General features: G+C 52.3%; 25 protein-coding genes. 1 reads left to right on the forward strand and 24 read right to left on the reverse strand.

Annotated features, from left to right (window positions below):
- Positions 1 to 2: 2 nt before the first annotated feature.
- The 12 genes from PsAD26_RS21405 to PsAD26_RS21460 all read right to left on the reverse strand — a co-directional run bounded on the left by PsAD26_RS21405 (position 3) and on the right by PsAD26_RS21460 (position 10,025).
- Positions 3 to 506, reverse strand: a complete 504-nt coding sequence (locus tag PsAD26_RS21405) for a hypothetical protein (RefSeq protein WP_063312057.1) — start codon at positions 504 to 506, stop codon at positions 3 to 5.
- The gene (locus PsAD26_RS21410) at positions 503 to 1,348 is read right to left on the reverse strand and encodes a hypothetical protein (protein ID WP_063312058.1); all 846 of its coding nucleotides are present in this window, start codon (positions 1,346 to 1,348) and stop codon (positions 503 to 505) included. Before PsAD26_RS21410 ends, PsAD26_RS21405 begins: the two co-directional genes overlap by 4 nt.
- Before the next feature lie 355 nt (positions 1,349 to 1,703).
- Complete coding sequence (locus PsAD26_RS21415; protein WP_063312059.1) at positions 1,704 to 2,204, reverse strand: phage virion morphogenesis protein; 501 nt, start codon at positions 2,202 to 2,204, stop codon at positions 1,704 to 1,706.
- A 131-nt stretch (positions 2,205 to 2,335) separates the two neighbouring features.
- Complete coding sequence (locus tag PsAD26_RS21420; protein WP_063312060.1) at positions 2,336 to 3,616, reverse strand: PBECR2 nuclease fold domain-containing protein; 1,281 nt, start codon at positions 3,614 to 3,616, stop codon at positions 2,336 to 2,338.
- 71 nt (positions 3,617 to 3,687) lie between these two features.
- Positions 3,688 to 5,313: a DUF935 family protein gene (locus PsAD26_RS21425; protein ID WP_063312061.1), complete on the reverse strand. Its 1,626-nt coding sequence runs from the start codon at positions 5,311 to 5,313 to the stop codon at positions 3,688 to 3,690.
- A complete protein-coding gene (gene terL / locus PsAD26_RS21430; RefSeq protein ID WP_063312062.1) occupies positions 5,310 to 6,947 on the reverse strand; it encodes a phage terminase large subunit in 1,638 nt (545 codons plus the stop codon). The genes PsAD26_RS21425 and terL overlap by 4 nt, the downstream gene beginning before the upstream one ends.
- The gene (locus tag PsAD26_RS21435) at positions 6,944 to 7,453 is read right to left on the reverse strand and encodes a DUF1804 family protein (protein WP_063288076.1); all 510 of its coding nucleotides are present in this window, start codon (positions 7,451 to 7,453) and stop codon (positions 6,944 to 6,946) included. Before PsAD26_RS21435 ends, terL begins: the two co-directional genes overlap by 4 nt.
- A complete protein-coding gene (locus tag PsAD26_RS21440) occupies positions 7,454 to 7,660 on the reverse strand; it encodes a hypothetical protein (protein ID WP_063298771.1) in 207 nt (68 codons plus the stop codon). It lies immediately after the preceding gene.
- Entirely contained in the window at positions 7,660 to 8,079 is a 420-nt protein-coding gene (locus PsAD26_RS21445) for a hypothetical protein (protein WP_063312063.1), read from the reverse strand. The genes PsAD26_RS21440 and PsAD26_RS21445 overlap by 1 nt, the downstream gene beginning before the upstream one ends.
- Positions 8,076 to 9,308, reverse strand: coding sequence for an N-acetylmuramidase domain-containing protein (locus tag PsAD26_RS21450; protein WP_063312064.1), 1,233 nt, complete (start codon positions 9,306 to 9,308; stop codon positions 8,076 to 8,078). Before PsAD26_RS21450 ends, PsAD26_RS21445 begins: the two co-directional genes overlap by 4 nt.
- Before the next feature lie 86 nt (positions 9,309 to 9,394).
- On the reverse strand, positions 9,395 to 9,808 hold the full coding sequence (locus PsAD26_RS21455; RefSeq protein WP_063312065.1) for a hypothetical protein: 414 nt from the start codon (positions 9,806 to 9,808) through the stop codon (positions 9,395 to 9,397).
- Complete coding sequence (locus tag PsAD26_RS21460) at positions 9,801 to 10,025, reverse strand: hypothetical protein (protein ID WP_063312066.1); 225 nt, start codon at positions 10,023 to 10,025, stop codon at positions 9,801 to 9,803. Before PsAD26_RS21460 ends, PsAD26_RS21455 begins: the two co-directional genes overlap by 8 nt.
- Positions 10,026 to 10,107: 82 nt before the next feature.
- Between PsAD26_RS21460 and PsAD26_RS21465 the strand changes: the two genes are divergently transcribed.
- Entirely contained in the window at positions 10,108 to 10,428 is a 321-nt protein-coding gene (locus PsAD26_RS21465; RefSeq protein ID WP_063312067.1) for a hypothetical protein, read from the forward strand.
- 5 nt (positions 10,429 to 10,433) lie between these two features.
- Here PsAD26_RS21465 and PsAD26_RS21470 read toward each other — a convergent pair whose 3' ends face one another.
- From PsAD26_RS21470 to PsAD26_RS21525, 12 genes are read right to left on the reverse strand one after another with little or no spacing between them, the layout of a single operon-like run.
- Positions 10,434 to 10,838, reverse strand: a complete 405-nt coding sequence (locus tag PsAD26_RS21470) for a regulatory protein GemA (protein ID WP_063312068.1) — start codon at positions 10,836 to 10,838, stop codon at positions 10,434 to 10,436.
- Positions 10,835 to 11,518, reverse strand: a complete 684-nt coding sequence (locus PsAD26_RS21475) for a DUF2786 domain-containing protein (RefSeq protein WP_063312069.1) — start codon at positions 11,516 to 11,518, stop codon at positions 10,835 to 10,837. The genes PsAD26_RS21470 and PsAD26_RS21475 overlap by 4 nt, the downstream gene beginning before the upstream one ends.
- Positions 11,519 to 11,520: 2 nt before the next feature.
- A complete protein-coding gene (locus tag PsAD26_RS29465) occupies positions 11,521 to 11,727 on the reverse strand; it encodes a hypothetical protein (protein WP_063312070.1) in 207 nt (68 codons plus the stop codon).
- A gap of 9 nt (positions 11,728 to 11,736) precedes the next feature.
- Complete coding sequence (locus tag PsAD26_RS21485) at positions 11,737 to 12,366, reverse strand: DUF3164 family protein (protein WP_063296200.1); 630 nt, start codon at positions 12,364 to 12,366, stop codon at positions 11,737 to 11,739.
- On the reverse strand, positions 12,356 to 12,616 hold the full coding sequence (locus tag PsAD26_RS21490; protein WP_063312071.1) for a hypothetical protein: 261 nt from the start codon (positions 12,614 to 12,616) through the stop codon (positions 12,356 to 12,358). Before PsAD26_RS21490 ends, PsAD26_RS21485 begins: the two co-directional genes overlap by 11 nt.
- Positions 12,610 to 12,957 carry a hypothetical protein gene (locus tag PsAD26_RS21495; protein ID WP_063312072.1) on the reverse strand — a complete coding sequence of 116 codons (348 nt, stop codon included), beginning with the start codon at positions 12,955 to 12,957 and terminating at the stop codon, positions 12,610 to 12,612. The genes PsAD26_RS21490 and PsAD26_RS21495 overlap by 7 nt, the downstream gene beginning before the upstream one ends.
- Positions 12,948 to 13,541, reverse strand: a complete 594-nt coding sequence (locus PsAD26_RS21500; RefSeq protein ID WP_063312073.1) for a hypothetical protein — start codon at positions 13,539 to 13,541, stop codon at positions 12,948 to 12,950. The genes PsAD26_RS21495 and PsAD26_RS21500 overlap by 10 nt, the downstream gene beginning before the upstream one ends.
- A complete protein-coding gene (locus PsAD26_RS21505; RefSeq protein ID WP_063312074.1) occupies positions 13,538 to 14,308 on the reverse strand; it encodes an ATP-binding protein in 771 nt (256 codons plus the stop codon). The genes PsAD26_RS21500 and PsAD26_RS21505 overlap by 4 nt, the downstream gene beginning before the upstream one ends.
- 32 nt (positions 14,309 to 14,340) lie before the next feature.
- Complete coding sequence (locus tag PsAD26_RS21510) at positions 14,341 to 16,596, reverse strand: Mu transposase C-terminal domain-containing protein (RefSeq protein WP_193758329.1); 2,256 nt, start codon at positions 16,594 to 16,596, stop codon at positions 14,341 to 14,343.
- Positions 16,593 to 17,048: a hypothetical protein gene (locus PsAD26_RS21515; RefSeq protein ID WP_063312076.1), complete on the reverse strand. Its 456-nt coding sequence runs from the start codon at positions 17,046 to 17,048 to the stop codon at positions 16,593 to 16,595. Before PsAD26_RS21515 ends, PsAD26_RS21510 begins: the two co-directional genes overlap by 4 nt.
- Positions 17,045 to 17,239 (reverse strand): hypothetical protein, encoded by a 195-nt coding sequence (locus tag PsAD26_RS21520; protein ID WP_063296193.1) that lies wholly within the window; start codon positions 17,237 to 17,239, stop codon positions 17,045 to 17,047. The genes PsAD26_RS21515 and PsAD26_RS21520 overlap by 4 nt, the downstream gene beginning before the upstream one ends.
- Entirely contained in the window at positions 17,236 to 17,559 is a 324-nt protein-coding gene (locus tag PsAD26_RS21525) for a helix-turn-helix domain-containing protein (RefSeq protein WP_084403769.1), read from the reverse strand. The genes PsAD26_RS21520 and PsAD26_RS21525 overlap by 4 nt, the downstream gene beginning before the upstream one ends.
- Positions 17,560 to 17,744: the final 185 nt, after the last annotated feature.

A 17,744-nucleotide genomic window follows, 5' to 3' on the forward strand; every position in this document is an offset into this window, starting at 1 on the left:
GATCAGGGTTGAGCGGAATCGCTACTGTAGTCTTCCGGATTATTTTCGGTAGCTCCCCTATCAAGTTCCACTACTCCAAACACAACTTGATAAATATCGTACATGCATAAAATGTAGAGGGTTAAGATCCACAAAGCCAAAGCATGTACAATCGCAACTGTAGTTGAATTGTCTTCATTCAGGCCCTTCACAAACAATAAGACTATGGTGATGGAAAAGCCCCAAAAAATATACCAAGCGTTGTCCCGGAGTTCTTTTTTTACTTCATCGGCTGCGTTTTGAATGTTGGGGTTGCCTTTGAATTTCTCTCTCACCATTCGGTTTAACGCGAGATGTAAGTTTGCAACGCTAGCTAGGGTCACAGTAAGCACAACAGCCATCAACGCAATGAGCTCATGACTGACAAATGCTAGCAAGAAGGTATTCTCAGCCAGCCAGTGCTCCCGACTAACAACAATGCATGACAGGATAACCCCTACACCGATTAAAACTCCCCACTTAATCACCTCTTCCCCCCAAGCAGTAATGAAAGCAGCCCTAAGATCTTAGCTGGTTCGCTTTGTCTTGGCATTAGTGATTCTGGTACTTGTTTGATTTTTCTAGCGTCGCTTGAATTGTAAACCTTCTTTTTTCCTGCTTTGAGGGTCGCAGACCCAGGGCCTTCGGAGATGTAGTCGATTGCCTCCGTTACGAAATCACCCTCAGGAATGAGTGCGCCGTCTTTGTTTTTTACAGCGTATTCGGTACTTTGTCCGTTGGTTTCCTGCACAATGACTTTGTTGAGTGCGCGCAGGCCATCCATGCCACGTAAGCCATTCGGTGGGTAAAACTCAAGCTTAAGCTCTGTTATCTGTCCTTTGTATTCTTCAACGGCTGCCCAAAAATCATTGCTATCCGAAATAAATGCAATGTCGGTATGCCAAGAGAACGATTTCCTATCTCTAATAACCTGCTCGAGCATCGATGAGAGAATTGGTTTTGCTGAACCAACATCTTGGCGTTTCTCAAATGCAACGACCTGTTGGTCTGCTGCTGTGTCAACGCATAGAAAGGAGGCCTTATAATGTTCTGATTTTGTTAGCGCAAACTGGCTATCGGGACCTGAGTTTACTGTTTCGACGACAGGTTTACCTATAAGTCCAGACAAAAAGTTGTTGTCTCTGGAATCAACGTGAATGGGTACATACGTGTATTTTGTACCTCTATGGAAGAAATCACGCCGTTTTGAGAACGTTTCTTTCAGATAGTCTTGTCTGGAAATCTCGGGCTCTTCACGACCAAGCGCGGCTACTAAGTCGCCGATAGTGGGAATGCTGAGTGAAAGTCTGAGGTACTCAAAGGTTGCCATATCGTATTCAATTCAAATGCAGTTGATTCCTTTGCGCCTTATAAATCTAAAGTTGTGATAAGAGAAGCACCGAGCGCGTATTATTCGAGTACAGAGTTCATCAACTAGAGCATTTTTTCTTCGAAAACTTGGCTAGTTACAGCGAAAAGATTATCTCGGAAATGTCCGTGTGTGAATTCTCTACAGGTGCGCTTCTCAAGTGACAGTCAATGGAAATATACAGGCGCGGAGATATGAGGTGAATGCGGTCAAGTGGCCTGAATTCTTCCCACCAAAGGTTGGATTAAATTATGTCCAACAAGCTCCCGATAGTTAGACTGCTGCAAAGTTGCAGCAGTCTAACTAAGTTAATTATCTACTCTTCCAAATACCCTTCCAAATACCCTTCCAGCGTTTCCTTCACCAGCTCCTCATCACCACGCCCAATACCAATGTATGGCCGTGCCGGAATGGTGATCTGCTTGGCTGCAAGCTTGCCGCCCATATACGGAATAAGCAGAAACGGTACCCGGCGCGGGCGGATGGTTGCACCGTACTGGTTCACCCAGACCTTGGGGTGGTTGAGATTGGTGCCCACTTCTGCTTTCGCCGCTGAGCTGTTCTTATGAATTGAGCGGAACAGTTCTCCGGTGTCACGCAGTATGCCGGATTTAGAGCGTCTGTTGTCCAGCGTGACGGGGTGAAGTGCAGGCCAGCTTGAGCCGTCCGGGGCCTTTTCCTCCCGGATACGTTCCTTGGTTTCATCCAGCAGCACCTCGCCAATGATGTCATGAACGGTGGCCGTATCTTCCACGCGGCCTGCCACATCTTCAATGGCCGCTATAAAGCCCTTGCTATCCAGAGATAAGGTAATCATTGAATTGAATGCCTTCTGTGCTTATATTTGGAAAGAGTGATGACAGCGCTTGCTGATGTATGCCCCCCGGCGTTGAGGTGGGATCTTAAAGATCAGCGAAAGCGCGGTTGTGGACCGCCTTAAGCAACCCATCACTCTTTCTCCTCAGATCTTCTGTAAAGCAGAGCGCCTGCACGGTGATTTTCAAGGTACTTGATATCCCGCTTTTCTTGACGCCCACGAGTTGGAGTAAATGCTGTCTGGCCTTCCCAGCCTTTGCGTGTGTAGCTGAAAGAGACAAAGCCGGCTGCGTCCTCAAAGTACCGCAAGTATCGGCGCACGAGGATGGCTTGCCCCAGTTCATTGACGCTCCAGTCCACCCAGATCTCGTCGGGATCGGTTAGGCTAGCAGCCAGATAGGCCACAAACACCTCACGGCCAAACTTCTTCACCTTCCACGCACCGGCTCCGTTCTTAAACAGGTCATCAGAAACGGTAAGCACATGGCCTGCTTTGTCGCGCACCAGCTTAGCCTTGCCCTGTTCAGCGCCAAACGGCTTTAAGAACGCCTCCACGTAATCCTCTTCGGGAAGTTCCGGTGGCAATGGCTTCAGATCTGGTACAGGCTCAGCGATCTCATCAAGTGCAGGCAGGTTAGGTTCCGGCACTGGTTTTGGGCGGATCGGCTTAACGAGCCCAGCCTCATCAGGAACCAGATCCGGTAGCTTTGGTTTGGGTCTGAGCGGCTTTTGCAGTTCTTTGGGCACGAGGCCTTGCGACCAGCTTTGTCCTGGCGCATAGCCCCAGCCCATGCCAACGTCTTTGGGGTAGTTGATCAGTTCACCGGTCGCTGGGTCTTTAGTGATTGTGTATTTGACGGTCGGCGCTGTGTCCGGGCCATCCTTGCCAAGACGTTTGAGTTTGGCTTTGGAGATTGTTCGCACACCACAGCTACACAGCCAGTCATTGGGTGGGTAGTAGGTATCCCACCACGGATCATCTGCCCGCAGCACCATTCCATCCCATGCTTTGTGAGAGACACGGGCTGTCTTTGGAATGCGCTCATAGGCGTGAACATACTGCCAGTACGGGAAGGCCTTAAGGGTGGCCGGATCTTGCATCTGCTTATAGCGGCCTGCAGCATGAGCACTGCGCAGGTTAGTGTCATAGATCACCCGTGCCCGCCACAATCGCTCGCCGTTGTGATCCCAGCCGTGGCGTTTAATGATCTTATCAAACTCATCCAGAAAACCGGGATGATAAGTATCGTCTTTATCCAGCCAACCTTTAAAGGGCTTGCCCTTGGCAATAGCGTCATCAATGGCCTTTTGAAAATCTTCCAGCAGCGCATCTTTTGTTGCGCCTGCAACGACAAAGGCCCGGTCGTGGCCTTGATGAAGCACCTCTGTCCAGGCCTTTGTTGGAAGGCGCACCTTTTGGCGGTGGAACTCCAGTGCCTCCTCAAAGGGATCCGCAAACTCAGTGCTGTCGTTAGTCTGATTTTTTAGTTTTTTTTTGAGTTGCCAGACTTTGCGCCAGATGGGGAGATCCCGGTTTCTTCAATTACTTCAAGACGGCCCGTGGCCTCAGAAAGTGCAATAGCATCACCCATGAGATTACCAAGCGGGTCCACCTCAAGCTCTGCATAAGCCTCCAGCAGAGCCTCAGAGGCTTCTTGGTAGTTCTCTGCCCCGTCCAGTTTGTCTTTGATGCCATCAGTCCAGTTATGGATAGCAGGTCCGGCCAGTTCTTCCAGTTGCCGGGTCAGGTGATCAACGGGACTTGTTTCACCTGTAGCAAAGTCGGCGCTTTCTTGCTTGCTGCCGCCTTTCGCGATTGGACCATCCGCCGTTTGGGGGAGCTTATATTCGACAACTTCCGTCCCCAAAACATCGCCCAGCCATTGGTCAACGTCTTTGGGCTCATAGCCTTGCAGGCGGGTTGCTTCCAATATCCGCAGTGCAGATTGTTGCACCCAGCGCACTTTGCGCTCAACATCAGCTTCATCGCTTTGATTGCGTGGCCGTGGCCTCCAGACCTTAGGAGGGTTGGCAGTAGGCCAGTTGAGTTCGCTGATCCATGTAATCAGTGTTGAGTTGAGCGTTTCACACAGCTGGTCACTGTCATCATCAACAATGCCATCGGTTTCATCGGCATGGGTCTGACTGGCAGCGCGAGACCCCTGACCCTTTGCACCTGTAGCAAGGGTTGAACCTAACACCACTTCCGCTGTCTGCTCATCCCAGTAGCGGCACCAGGATTCATATCCGGCCTCCCCAGAACGAGTGGCTTCCAGAAAGTCTACCTCAGTCCCGATGGGCGCGACCAATGCGCCTTGGCTGACCATCTGGCGAAGCACGCCAAGCAGTTTGTCTTGTTCTTGCTTGGAGGTTCTGTGTGCGTATTTACCAAATGGGATTGGACTTGCGAACTTGTCCATAAACTTCATCCAGAAGGCGACACCTTCACGCTTGAACAAGACATGCCAGAACAACACCGACCCAAGCCCGTGGCCAAACGGATTGTTTGCATTGGCATCAAAGCGGTGCACGATGAACTTGCGCTCTGGCAGTTCTTCACCTTCCTCCCGGTTGTCAACGGTCAGCAGCCGGAGGCGCCAGTCCGCATCAAATGTAAACCGGCTCGGGTTGTGGTCTTTAATTTTGAGCGGAGCAATCAGGCCCTCCGCATTGCGGAACCACACAATCTCACCAACGGCAAAACCCTTGAGGATCGCTTTGAGAAGAGCTTTGCAGATCGCATCAAAGGGCAAGACTTTCAGGATAGCTTTCACGCCTTCAGCAGCAGTGATATCAATTGCCTCATCACTTGCAGGCTCCACCTGCCATTCCCGCCGTGTGACCTTGGATATACGTTTGGACAGCGCCGTGCGCGCCCGTGCATCCTGCAAAACTTCATCATAAAGCTTGAGGCCTTTTTTCTCGCCCTTGGCTTCAAGGGTCGGGTCTTGCGGCTTTAAGATATCGGAGTAGTTCTCGATCGTAATATCGTTTTGCGCGGTCGCAATCAGTTGCCCGCCCTTGGCTGGAACACTGGCCGGAACTGCCTGCTGTGCAAGATTGCTTTCAGCTTTACCGGAAGCCTTGTTCTTTTTCGTTTTTTTACTCATAGGCGAAATCCTTCAAGCGGGCTGGATGAGGCAAGCGGCGCAGTCTTAATGGTGCTCGCATTCAAGGTGGTAAAGGCCATGGAAAGGGTCTGAGTCCACAGCATCTCGAGACAATCCGGGCCGTCATCATGAGCAGCGTTCGGCCATTGCTGAAGCTGGTCAATCAGGGTCTGATGGGCTTTGTTAAAGCGGATCAGACCAGCTGCTGCGGGCGGCTGCAAACGCTCAATGCGCAGGTTCTTATCTGCAATGGGCGTGACCGCAAAACACGGCATGGCAAGACCCGCCTTGGCTGCTGCCTTCATTAGGTCTGTGCGCAAGAGTTCCTGGAACTGAACGGTCTCCACAAACCAGCCCTGACAACCGTAGATACGCTGTAAGGCAATGGCGTCCTCAATGATTACATCAGGAAGGCGCTTGCGGATGGAGGCTTCCACCACGTCCAGCGTCTGTGTCTCTTGATCAAATCCACCAATCAGGATCGCGCTTGGGTCGCGGTTCTTGTTGTGCTTGCCCAGGGAAGGATCAATCGCGCCAAAGTGCAGCCAATCACGTTTGATCTGTACATAGTAGGTCAGAGCACGGAACGGATTGTCCTCACTCATCGGCTTATTCTGGTATTCGCTTTCAAAGGCGGAGTGTGATCCGGCCCGCTCTTTCATCAGGAAGTCAAGAGGATGTAGTTCCGGCCAGTTGAGCACCGCGCCCTTGTTCATCTCCTCACGCTGTGCAGCATAAAACGCATCTGCGGCGGGCTCGCCGTCATTGAGATAGATCTCTTCCCACTTGTCCCATAGATCCATGCGGTCCGGCCATTTGAGAAGGGCCTGGTATTCTGCAACCCGCCAGCGCGGCTTTTTAGAAACCCGCACGATCACCGCATCAAAGTGCAACACCGTTCCCGCATAAAGCACGTCCATACGTCCATCGGTGGAGCCCAGTTTCAGAACAGCCTTCTCAACCCAGTTCTCAAGCTTCTGCCTTTGCTTAGGGCTTTCAACGTTTTCATCGTTTTCAATGTCGTCCAGGATCACCAGATCCGGACGATGGGGACCATGACGGCGACCGCGTAGCTTCTTGCCGGTGCCAAAGCCTTCCACCTTGATATTGTTTCGGGTGATCAGATCACCTTCACGCCATGTGCGGCCCTGACCGACAACCTTGGGAAAGTCATAGGCAAGGCGCGGGTTGCTCTCTAACTCCGCTTTCAAGGCTTCCACCATGACAGCAGCCTGTTCAAAGGCGTCCATGATCAGCATGATGTAATGCTTGAGCCCACGCACAATGCACCACAGCGGGAAGATCAGCGATACATGGGTGGACTTGGCAGAGCCGCGTGGGGCAGTGATCAGCTCACGCTCGCCCTTTTCAGTTGTAACGATCAGCGGCAAGTTTTGATAAAGATCCAGATGCAGCTTGCTCGGCGGGCTGGTCAGGTAATGGGGAAAATAGGTTTCGGCAAAATAGCGGTACCCCGTGGCCGGATCAGCCACCGCCTTGATACGCTCTTGCCGTGCGGTCTCGTCAATAGGAAAGGCATCAACCGCAAGCTCAATTTGCAGGCGCAGGCTTTCTGCAAGCTCGGCCAGTTCTTTCTTAAAGTCCTTCCCGGAAAGCTTTTTAGGCTGTCTCATCCGTAGACCTCTGCCAGATACTCGCCAAACGGCTCCAGCACTTCTAAAAAGGTCTGCGCATGGTCAGGGTGATGTTTACGGATGAACTCAGCAAAGCGCTGCAGCACATCTTGCGCCACTCCAAGTTCTGAGAGTTTGGGCGCAACCCGTCCGGCAGAGGCCACCATCTTGTTGAAGGCATCAGACAGGGACGCCATCAGCTTCACTTTTTCAGGTGGCTCAATGGTTTCAGAGACTTTGATCTGCTCGATGGTTGCCTGGAACATGGAGACAAAGTCTTCAACCACGGTTGCCACCACGGCCTCCAGCCCTTCGCCTGCAAGAGCGTTGGCAGAGCGGGCTGCATCCCAGTTGTCACCACTCGTTGCCGCATCCTTCTTCCACCGCCGTAGGGTGCTTTCAGACACGCCAATAGAAACCGCCACGGTCGGGATTGCTTGCCGGTCGAGAACAAACAGTCGCCGCGCCAGTCGCTTTTGATCTGCCTTGGACGGTTTCTTACTCATTCAGGCCCCGACTTTCTGCTTGATAAAGGCAACACCAACAGAAACCACCGATGCGACCACAGTGCTGTTCACCATGGCTTTACGTTCAACGGCGCGTAACCGCTCATCCTGTTTTTCCTGACGGACTTCCAGCCCATCGACCTTCTTATCGATGCCCTGAAGGAGACCTTTGATTTCTCCCAGTTCCTTTGCAATCTGCTCAGACATTACCGGACCCTCCGGGTAGATGCGCCGCGAATGGCTTTTTCAAAAGGACGGGTGAGGAAGTACGCGCCGACGATCCAGCCAGCCCACGTACCAAGAGGATCTGGCAATGCGGCCACATTCCACTCAAAGTGAAACAGACTGTCCGCTACAATTGCGCCGGAATGAATCACAATCGGCCAGGCAAAAGCAGGCCGGATCATGGCTGTTACCCACCAGCCTTGCTCGGCCAGCACAATGTCACGGGCGGCACGGCGGCTTTCCAGCTCAGCTTTCAGCTCTTCAGCAGCAAGGCCTGCGCTGATACGCTCGCGCTCGTTGTCACTATCAGCGCGTTTTTCCAGATGGCTCAAAACCCGATCAAGAGCACCACCACTGAGCCAACTCAATCCTTTGGCCGCAATAGACAGAAGGAACCTCATCCTGCGTGCCTCCAGCTTTGTGCATCTTCAAGGCGGCGCTGCTTGATGTTTCGCGCCAGATACCAAATCCCCAGCCCAACTCCGGCAATCAGGAGCCACTTGTTATCGGAGGCAAGCTCCATCAGCGGGGCAAGCTGGTGACGAAGCTGGCTGAGCTGTTCAGCGCCCGTGCCAAGCTGATCCAACAATCCTTGAGAGGTCTCTCCAAGTGCACCCGCGCCGACACTGGTTCCGACCAGAACCTTTGCAACACGCGTCAAGTCATCTGCTTTTTTAACGGTTTGTGAGCCCGCCGCCCGCAAGTCACTAACGGTCAGATCTGCGCGGGCCTCATCGTGCCGCTGAGCCAGAGGCACGGCCTGCTCAAGAGCAGTTTCAGTGTTGCCTCCAACTTTCCCGTCTGGCTTCAGGCCGTGCTCCACCTGAAACGCCACCACAGCCCGCCGTGTGGCTGGACCAAAATCACCATCTGGGCGCAGTGGAAACCCAATTGTTGCCAGACGCTCCTGCAAGGCTTTGACCCGGTAGCCGGAAGAGCCAAGGCTTAAGATAGTCTCAGAGGAGGAGGCCTGCGAAGCGCCCGAGGAGCCGGTCGCAAAGTTGTAAGTCGTACCAGCAATGCGGGCGTAGGCTTCAGCAAGCAAAGCAGCATAATAGTCCACCTGACCTTTGCCGTTATAAATTCGGGCAATGGCCCGCCAGTCTTTGGCTTGTAATTCTTCGCGCAGACCAGACGTTTCCAAAAAAGAGACAAAGGCCTTAATCTGGTTTTCGCCGTTTGCAGCAAGAGCAAGAACAAAATCCTGCACGCTGTCAAAACCGCACATGGAAAAGTTGAAACCCATGATCTGAGCAAGGCCGTAAGAGCAAGCTTTCAAAGCTGCCGTCTCATCAAGCTTTGCCATCTTTCTCAAGCGGTCCCAGCGGCGATTTGAGCCAGAGCCTCCAAGCCCTTTGTAATTCTTTTTCTTCCAACGCTTGGCAGCAAGGCCGAGAGTGACGGCCTTAAGTCGCTTGGACTTAGGTAGTTCGCGGTAAAATACGTGCTTTTCTGGAAGCAGGATCAGGCGGCCCTGATCATCAAAAGGGGCTCCCTTGCTTTCCACTTCCAAAACAGCCTGCAAGACTGCCATCTCGCAGCCAAGTCGAGCAGCTTCCTGCTTGAGCAGCGGTTCTGCGGAGGTTTGAGTGCCGCGTGCACGGCGCAATTTTTCTACTATAAAAGACATGAGGCCCGCCTCAGCTAACAATCACTGGGGCGAGCCTCATATATTTTGGGATCTCGTGCGACGGAAGCAGTTCCGCAAGGGGTAAGTTACGGCGGTTGCTCTTTGAGCAAATCCTCCAGGTCGATCTGACGTGGATCAACCGGTTTGCGCCTGGGCAGTTTCTTGCCCGAAACCAGGGTACGGGCATAGCGCTCGGAAACGCCAAGTTCCAAACCAATTGCGAGTGTTGTCATGCCATCTTTGCGCATTTTTAACGCTGCTTCTCTGGTCTCCCCCCGGCCCACATGGGTTGGGATATAGATCTTGTTGCCCGGTAATTCCGCAATCAGCAAATCCGCAAAGACACGGTCAATAAGCGCCAATGGATTGCTCTGACTCCATTTGAGCGGGATCTTCACCTCTACGCCCGGAAGTTTGCTTAAAAGCTCCTCAACCACCTCTTTGCCGCAGATGTCATAGATATCACGCATATCTTCAGTCAGGTGTTTTGCTTCAACCATGACGCCCTCCAGGCCGACCAGAGGGCATAATTGTAACGACTTTGCCGTCAGCAAATACATATCGGATTGCATCACTGCGAAGCCCCACAGCACCGGCCAGTAAAGCTGTTTCGGTTTCGCGTCTGATCAGGTCGCGAACAGCACCCACATCAATCTCTAAAACCCGCTCCATGTAACGCAGTACCGCGTGGTCAGTAACTGGGTGAAACTCAGGCATGACCACCTCTGAAGGTTGCGTATCCGCTGCCAGACTGATTGAATGCCCGCATCAAACCTGATTGTTTTAAAAGGTATTTACTATGAGATTTGTGCTGAGCCTCGCCGCCCTGCTGTTTGCCTCCGGAGTGCAGGCGGAAACAGAACTTGAGCCGTGGCAGGAAAAATCTGCTGAAGCCCTTAGTTCCTTTAATAAGTTCAAGGAGGTGAGTTGGGAGCAGAAAATTAGTCTCTGGATTTTTGTAGAAAATGACGGTTCTGATTGGAACTCTATTCAAAGCTACGTTTGCAAAACGCTGAAAGGTAATGGAAAACCTGATAGCGCGTTTGTTGTAGTAACTTTCTGGGATCATCAGGCTGCATTGGCAGGTAATTCTATTCAGTATGCAAAAAATCCTTGTTGACGTATTCATCCCAACAACCTCCCTTCAATCTCTTTCAGAGCTTCAATCAAAGGAGTGGCCTGATCATAGGTCAGCCACTCGGGATCATCCACATCACTGCGGTTTTTGACAAAGCTCCGCAGAGCCTCCTTGTAAGGCGCTTCCCAATAGCCTAGGTCATCCAGATTTTTAGCCAATGCGTATAGCTTACGCACATAGCCCTTGCTGGAGGCAGGGCGGAACGCGCCACCCTGTTTTTTAGGTTCCCAGCCAAGACGCTTGAACTCGGTAACCACACGCAAGCGCTGTGCTTCGCTCAGATCCTTGGCGCTGCTCTTTCCGGCGACCCGTTTCAAGACAGCCCGATAGCTGTCCTCATCCAGCGCCAGATCCTTCTTCGCAATATGAATTTGTGCAAGATACCGGCTCATGCGTTACCCCCAATAAGCCGTGGGGCTTGTCCGTTATTTACTGCGTGAGCGAGATTGATGTCGTCAGCCGCGCTCACCCCCTCTTGAAATGCAATTTCGCTAGAGTAACTGCGTTCACGAGACTTGAGTTTCTTAGGCTTCAAGCGTTCTTCGGACACTTTAATCGCCCGCTCTCGTTCTTCTGAGCACATCTGGTCCGAAAACAGGATTTTAAGCTTTTGCGCTAACGAAAAGCAAAGAGCCAGGGTGAAGTCATGGGAAAGCCTGCGACGAGAACGTCTGCTTCGGGCGCGCCGATACCTTTCTGATTTATGAAAGATTTTCACCTCTCGTTTTACAGCTCTTTCGCACACTTCCCGAAGGTAGCACGCAATCTCTGGACCAGGTGCTTTCCCAATATATTTGACCCAAATTAGCCCGCCGACTGTCTCGATTATACAGCTTGTGTTTGTGCATTTGGCAATCACCGGCCAGAGATCATCGATAACTCCGTACCCTCTGGTTTTGGATGAAGTGCGTTTTTCCGATATTTCCACTGTGTCGATAGTAAGGTTGTACTCACGCATCAAGGCTGCTGCTTTTTGAGCAGCTGACAACGCCTCTGCTTCCGAGCAACCGTTGCCTACCGTCATTTCCATAAGCTTGCGGATACGCTCTGTAATCTTGTTTGTATCTGTCATGCCTAGCATTCCCGACGATTGGCCGAATGCCCTACAGGGCATCCATTCATCATATCAGTTGTTGTGGTGTAAATCGGAGTTGGACCGTCCTCGTGGTTGACACTGACAGTTCCAGCAACCTGATGCCCGCGACGGTTCCAGTACCCTTTGATGATATTGAAGCGCTCATGCTCACGGCGCAGGTCGTATCCCATTTGCTGATTACTCATGATGGTCTCCTAGACAGCAGCCAGATCAAGAGAAATTGGGGTGCGCTGCCCAGTTGCAGGGTTGCGCTCATAAAGGCGAAGGTAGGTTTTTGAGCCAGTCACCCGCACCGCATCAGAGATTGCGTCCATGGCCTTTAGCCATTCATTGTCCTCAATGGAATGACGGCGCAAGCCGAGGACACGCCCTGTTGAGATTTGCCCCTCTTTATCGACCTGGAAAGCATCATCTACCAGCACCTGAAGGTTGGCATTCGCTCCCTCACTCCACTTATGAATACAGCTGTCAATCAGTGCCTTGGCGGCTTCCAGCTCTGGTCCAAAGCTGATGCTTTCAGAGATTGCAATTTGTAGCTCCAGCTTGCCGTCAAAACTGCGCAAGGTCATATTGCCTTTCTTGCCGCCTTTTTGAGCGCCATACTTTTCGGCAATCAGTTCGCGAAACGCTTGAACCTCTCCCATGCTGTGGGTTTTAAATGTTCCCAGCAAGCTGTGCAGCTCACGGGCTTTGGCTACAACGTTCTTAACAAGTGCGTCTTCTTCCTGATGCTCGGGTTTGATCGCGCAAACCGGGATCATGCCTCCCTTCGGATCTTCCCAGTACTGGGCAGGGTCAAGGCGTGCTGTTGTTTCATGTGTCATGGTCAATTCCTTTTTGAATACATTTTGTGTTCCGGCTCAGGGTTGGGAACACAGCAATTTTGGGGTCGTTAAAATGGGAGGCTTCCAGAGGTGTCACCTTGCTTTTTGCAAGGCGTTCCAAATGCTCAGCCAGTTCGGTTCCCGTTAGCAGGGATTGGGCAAATAGCTCATGAGCTTTAGGCTCCATAACCTCATTGCAACGTGAGGCCAGAAACAGAACGCGCAGCTCTTTCAGGAGGCCGCTTAGCATGCTGTTTCCTGACCTGTTCGGGAGGCGTTCAGGGAACAGCGCTGACAGGCTGCCCAATGGCGCAGGGCTGCCGGGTCACTGGTTGGTATGGCGCGATCACAGTTGCTCTGACAGCTTTCCCGGCTAATGTCTGACCCAAGGTATGGGCACAGCACGCGGTCACAAAACCGTTCAATGGCACGGCTTTCAAAGCGGTCTACCCGTCCACCATTGGCCTCAAGTTTTCCCGCCAGATAAAGACTGACTGCCGTACGTGATACGCCCAAAGCATCTGCAACAGCTTGTCTGCTTCCAAGTGTTGCCACCTGTTCTTCAAGGAGGCCGCGTACATCTATTTGCATGATACGACCTCCCCGGAATTGCCCAGGTTATGGTCAAACAGCGTCTTTGATTGCGGACGCCACACCGGTGCAACTGGGCCAGTATCTTTGAGAAGACGCCACCGCTTAAATCCGTTGGAGGTGAGCTTTGTTCCAGCCGCACGGCGCGGCATTTCGAGTAGGTAGCCAAGCCTGCCCAGAGCATTGATATAGCGGTGCAGGTTGTTATCCGCCGTTTTCTCTGTGCCTTTTTGGGCTGCCATTAGTAAATCGGGAACAGTAAAAGCCTCTCCCATACGCATGATGTTCCAAGCCCGCTGACGCAAGGTGCTGCGTTGTGGCGCTCTGCTCTTGCCTCTGTCAGGCATGATCGGCCCGCTGGTCAAAGTCACATTGCCTTTCACCGCGCATGTTCCTGCTTCTGTGAGCTGGTAGCACCCGGCCTCCACACGCTCAGCCAAGCCGCGAAAGATCAGCTTAGTTGCTCCTTTCGAGATCTGCCTGCGAGACAGGTCCAACTGCGCGTCCAGCTCATCCATGGTCCGGCAAGCGCCATCTCCAAGGCTGTAAAGCAAGGTTGTTGGGATTTCGCCAGGAAGCGTCATGCCAGCACCTCCGGCACCGTGATTGGATGGTTGGAGGAGCGGTCATTGATGATGATCACCCCGGCCATGTCTGCCATTGTCAGCCCGCCTTCACCGGGAGGGTTAAGCAATCCATGACGCTCAATATTGGCAATAGCCTCTAAAATTTCGCGGTTAAACCCACCGGATACCTTACGGATAAACTTAAGCAGGTCATCAGCCACGGGCACTTCACAGCGCCCGTCGATCAGAGCCCGCACATCTTCTTCAGAGCATTTCTCAAAACGAACTTTTTGGGAAACACGGGAGGCAACCTGCGGAAAGCGCGTCAGGTTATCATTCACTTTGCCCATGCCCACCAAAATGACTGGCAGCTCAATCATGTCGGAGATATCGCGGATGGTCTCCAATATGGCTGATTTGCCGGAGACGTGGTCCGCCTCATCAATCACCAGCCCAAAGGCCTTATTCTCAATGCCTGCAGAAGCTTGTCGTCCAGCCAATTCCTCAAGAGCTTTGCGGTACTTTTTCTGGAATGCATGAGGTGGGTGCACCCGCAAGGCTTCCAGAAGCTCATTCATAAACCAGCTTGGCGTCCATTCTTTCTTGGCCCGCAGGTAAATCGAGCCAGTCTTGCCCACCCAGTTTCTTAAGGTGGTTGTTTTGCCAAGTCCCGGCAGTCCGTCCACGACTACCAGACAAGCCTCTTGTGCACCCCGCTCATTCAGGGCAGTCAACGCGTTAAAAAAGCGCTGCACGTTGGAGGTCTTTACAAAGTCATTCCGCATCTGTTAGTTCCTTAAGTGCGTTTATAGGGGCGTCAGGCAGCGGCACGGAGGAGAGTTCGAAGGCTCTCCGTATCGATACCAAGCGCTTCAAAGAGGTCCAGATAAGTCCTGTTGGTCACACAGTCCGACAGGATTTTTTTGTCCAGATCGGTCATTTTTTCAGGATTATCCAGGACCCAAACGGCAAGCTCTTCCTTGGACTTAAATACTGGCCTGCCGGATTTGGTTGTGGGTTGAGATTTCGGTTCTTGAACTTCAATTGGTTCCGCCATGTGAACCACGTTGGTATCGGGCTGAGCCGACTTCATCACGACTGAAACAAGATCGTCGTCGCGCTCTTCAAAGCCGGGGGCCGAAGCAAACACTTCCATAGGCTGCTCGCCAGAATGCTCCACGAGATAGCCCGGACGCTGCTCTTGCTCGACACGGCGCAGCTTGTCTTCCAGCCGTTTGGCCGCTGTCTTCGCCTTTTTCTCGCGGGCGCTTTCGATAACCGGTTTGGGGAAGTAAGCTTGGCTGTTGCCTTCAAACTTGGCAGTGCAGATCAGCGCACCCGGAGTTTCAATGCCGTCCACATAATCAAGCTCGCGCACCCACACCTGGCTTGCATCCAGCATGTCATAACAAACCATGACTTCCTGGCGGTCATAACGTTCAAGCTCCAGCGCGAAGTAGCGGTTCTTTTCAATTGTTACGAGGCCGCGTGAAACCTTGCGGCGAACTGCCGGTCGAGACAGGTCGTCACTGTCTTCCTTGGCAAGAGTGACGGCCTTGAAACCGTGAGATTCAAATTGAGCCCAATATTCATTGGGAGACATATGGCGAGTGTTGCCGGTGATACTTCCACGCACCTGTGGCAGCGCAGAATGAGGTCGATCATTGTAGTATTGCAAAGCTCCATCAAAAATTTTGAGGAACTCGTTCCAGCTGATGAGTAACTCGGATGCGCCGGTTTCTTTAAGGTCATTCTTGATTTTCTTGTGTAGCTTCAGCGCGGCTTCCCGGTCCAGATCACGACCAGCATAGCTTGGCAGCGTTTTGGCAAGGCGGGTGTAAACTGATCCGTTAAACCGCTCAATAATACCGCGAGCCTGCGAGTTGTAGGCTATGCTGTGTTCTTTGTGTGTGCCAAGGCGGCTCAGCATGCCTACTGCAGCTTCATCCAGCAGCAGGTTTTTGTAGCCCTTACCGTTATCTACGTAGAAAATCGCAGCAACACCGCTTGCCATGCTGGCATTGCGCAGGGCTTCAGAAACATCGTAGGCCTTCTCATTCAGTCCGATGGAATAACCAACGCATTTGCGGGTCACTACGTCCAAAATGCTGGTGATCTCAGGGCGGATCGGATTGCCGGAAAATGGGTGTGCGACAAAAGCGTCAAAGGTCTTGCCGTCAGCCGTATAGATGTCGGTTGGTTCCAACCCTTCAGTTGACCGGCTCACATAGACTTTGCGGGCCTTAAGCGCCAGCAGACCTTCGCGGCCTTTATAGGCAGCAATCGGGTCGGCCTTCTTCAGCTTGGTTAGATAGCGTTTGACCTGGTCGTAACTTGGGGCCTGTGCAGGATTTTCCAGACTGGCGCGATACTGATCTAGTGCCAATGCCACAGTTGGTTTACGTGGATCCGCATAGAACTTCAGAAAGCCCGGAGCCCACTCGTAACGGGCAGCATTCAGCGCATCTTGTTTGCGTTTGCCGGGGATCAAGCCCGCAAAGCCGCTTTCCTTAAATGCCTTGCGCCAGTTGTAAATGGCACGGCGGGAGATCCCAGTGCCTTTGTCCTTGGCCGTGCGCACCAACTGAAGTAACTGCTCCTCATCCGGCGTTAGAACCTCTTGGTTCAGGAGCACTTTCACTTTAGCCGTGAACCCACATACGGCTTTGTCATAAGCCATGCCGCGCATGACCAGCTGCTCCACCATCTGCAAGATCTGCTTACGAGCTTCCGCAGCTCGACGCTGTGCGCCGTCAGCATCCGCCAAAGTCACAGGCGCTTTAACCCGCACAACAGGCACGTCTGCGTTAAGACGCTCAATGTTGAACCGAGCTTCTAACGCTTTACGAGCTGGCTCTGGTAGTAAGTCAATGTGGTACTCCCAGCCACCGCCTCGGCCTTTGCGTTTTCGAGCGAGGGAAGAGGATTGCCAATCGTGCCTGTCGATGAAGCGGATCACAGATTTGCGGTCACTCTGGGGGATCTCCGGAAGTTTTAAATCCGCTAGCTCACGAGCCGTAAACCATTCACGCTTCGTACCGTTATCCGATAGGGCTGGAACTGTTCCGCTCATTTCAAGCCCTTCCATTCTTTGTCTACTTTCTGGATCATTTTCTTGATGCGCGTCTGCGCTTCTTCCATCAGTTGCCGTTCAATGAGAGGGCGATACTTCCGGTCCACCACAATCATGTCAGTGCGAGCCAGAAGCTCGTTAAGCAGTTCTTTTGATCTCAAAACGGAAACGAGGCCGATCAGGCGATACCCGGCAATATTGCTGGCTTCCCTTGCTTCACTTGCCCATGCATCCAGACTGTCCCGGCTGATGGGCTCTCCAAGATGTTCAGACAGGGCTGCTGCGATTTCCTCGCGGCTACGACCATCTTCTTTCATGGCCTCAGACAAGGCCCGGCAGACTTTGCCAGAAGGAGTTGCCGAGCGAACCCGTGTTGGTTCAAAACGAGCCTCCACTTGTGGAGGTTGCCAGCTCAGTAAATCGTCAGTATGTTGGCAGCGACGGGCTCTCATAGTGGGTATCCCACTCTGTAAGACGCGACTTCTACGCACAGCATCCAAACCCAAAGCACAAACGCAGTGGTGAACACCCCAAGGGCAAGCGCACTGGCAAAGTCTTTGAGGTGGTTGTCTTGTCCCGCGTCATAATCAAAGCGCCGATAAAACCGCAGGGCAACACACCGTGTTGCGCGAGCTGTTCTCATGCCGCCACCTCCGCCTCGGAAAGTGGAGTATCAGCGAGAGATCGTTTTTTCTGACTAGCGCTTGGGCCGTGTTTGTCGCTATTGTAGATGACATGGGCAGAGCGCTTGCGCCGGTCAGGCCAAAGCTCTTCCAAAGGAATACTGAGATATTTGGAGATAAGCTCCGCGCCGCGCCCGGTTCCGGTTTCCAGAGCCTTGGTCAACGTGGTACGGTGCATGCCTTCTCTGGCAGCGATTTCGGTGAGCGTCCACTCTTTGCGGTGTAACTCAGCCTTGATTGAATGCTTGTCCCACTTCATTTGGGGTGTGCGTCTAGCCATTGTATCTCCTTAAAAGCGGACTGTTGCAGCAGCCGCTTTTTTATTCACCGTGCGACTCACCTTGGTGATTTGCACTTGTTGGTAACGAATGAAGATAGAATAGCTAAATAAAGCTCGATGTAAAGCTATATATAGCCTGCCACTGTTTGATATGGTTATTTTTAACCTGATTATTGGCTTTATAT

The sequence above is a fragment of the Pseudovibrio sp. Ad26 genome, from assembly GCF_001623285.1.
GTDB classification, from domain to species: domain Bacteria; phylum Pseudomonadota; class Alphaproteobacteria; order Rhizobiales; family Stappiaceae; genus Pseudovibrio; species Pseudovibrio ascidiaceicola.

Excerpts from the sequence above, each read along its gene's own strand:
- PsAD26_RS21410 (WP_063312058.1), bottom strand. The coding sequence starts at position 1,348 with ATGGCAACCTTTGAGTACCTCAGACTTTCACTCAGCATTCCCACTATC.
- PsAD26_RS21415 (WP_063312059.1), bottom strand. The coding sequence starts at position 2,204 with ATGATTACCTTATCTCTGGATAGCAAGGGCTTTATAGCGGCCATTGAA.
- PsAD26_RS21425 (WP_063312061.1), bottom strand. The coding sequence starts at position 5,313 with ATGAGTAAAAAAACGAAAAAGAACAAGGCTTCCGGTAAAGCTGAAAGC.
- terL (WP_063312062.1), bottom strand. The coding sequence starts at position 6,947 with ATGAGACAGCCTAAAAAGCTTTCCGGGAAGGACTTTAAGAAAGAACTG.
- PsAD26_RS21435 (WP_063288076.1), bottom strand. The coding sequence starts at position 7,453 with ATGAGTAAGAAACCGTCCAAGGCAGATCAAAAGCGACTGGCGCGGCGA.
- PsAD26_RS21440 (WP_063298771.1), bottom strand. The coding sequence starts at position 7,660 with ATGTCTGAGCAGATTGCAAAGGAACTGGGAGAAATCAAAGGTCTCCTT.
- PsAD26_RS21445 (WP_063312063.1), bottom strand. The coding sequence starts at position 8,079 with ATGAGGTTCCTTCTGTCTATTGCGGCCAAAGGATTGAGTTGGCTCAGT.
- PsAD26_RS21450 (WP_063312064.1), bottom strand. The coding sequence starts at position 9,308 with ATGTCTTTTATAGTAGAAAAATTGCGCCGTGCACGCGGCACTCAAACC.
- PsAD26_RS21455 (WP_063312065.1), bottom strand. The coding sequence starts at position 9,808 with ATGGTTGAAGCAAAACACCTGACTGAAGATATGCGTGATATCTATGAC.
- PsAD26_RS21460 (WP_063312066.1), bottom strand. The coding sequence starts at position 10,025 with ATGCCTGAGTTTCACCCAGTTACTGACCACGCGGTACTGCGTTACATG.
- PsAD26_RS21465 (WP_063312067.1), top strand. The coding sequence starts at position 10,108 with ATGAGATTTGTGCTGAGCCTCGCCGCCCTGCTGTTTGCCTCCGGAGTG.
- PsAD26_RS21470 (WP_063312068.1), bottom strand. The coding sequence starts at position 10,838 with ATGAGCCGGTATCTTGCACAAATTCATATTGCGAAGAAGGATCTGGCG.
- PsAD26_RS21475 (WP_063312069.1), bottom strand. The coding sequence starts at position 11,518 with ATGACAGATACAAACAAGATTACAGAGCGTATCCGCAAGCTTATGGAA.
- PsAD26_RS29465 (WP_063312070.1), bottom strand. The coding sequence starts at position 11,727 with ATGAGTAATCAGCAAATGGGATACGACCTGCGCCGTGAGCATGAGCGC.
- PsAD26_RS21485 (WP_063296200.1), bottom strand. The coding sequence starts at position 12,366 with ATGACACATGAAACAACAGCACGCCTTGACCCTGCCCAGTACTGGGAA.
- PsAD26_RS21490 (WP_063312071.1), bottom strand. The coding sequence starts at position 12,616 with ATGCTAAGCGGCCTCCTGAAAGAGCTGCGCGTTCTGTTTCTGGCCTCA.
- PsAD26_RS21495 (WP_063312072.1), bottom strand. The coding sequence starts at position 12,957 with ATGCAAATAGATGTACGCGGCCTCCTTGAAGAACAGGTGGCAACACTT.
- PsAD26_RS21500 (WP_063312073.1), bottom strand. The coding sequence starts at position 13,541 with ATGACGCTTCCTGGCGAAATCCCAACAACCTTGCTTTACAGCCTTGGA.
- PsAD26_RS21505 (WP_063312074.1), bottom strand. The coding sequence starts at position 14,308 with ATGCGGAATGACTTTGTAAAGACCTCCAACGTGCAGCGCTTTTTTAAC.
- PsAD26_RS21510 (WP_193758329.1), bottom strand. The coding sequence starts at position 16,596 with ATGAGCGGAACAGTTCCAGCCCTATCGGATAACGGTACGAAGCGTGAA.
- PsAD26_RS21515 (WP_063312076.1), bottom strand. The coding sequence starts at position 17,048 with ATGAGAGCCCGTCGCTGCCAACATACTGACGATTTACTGAGCTGGCAA.
- PsAD26_RS21520 (WP_063296193.1), bottom strand. The coding sequence starts at position 17,239 with ATGAGAACAGCTCGCGCAACACGGTGTGTTGCCCTGCGGTTTTATCGG.
- PsAD26_RS21525 (WP_084403769.1), bottom strand. The coding sequence starts at position 17,559 with ATGGCTAGACGCACACCCCAAATGAAGTGGGACAAGCATTCAATCAAG.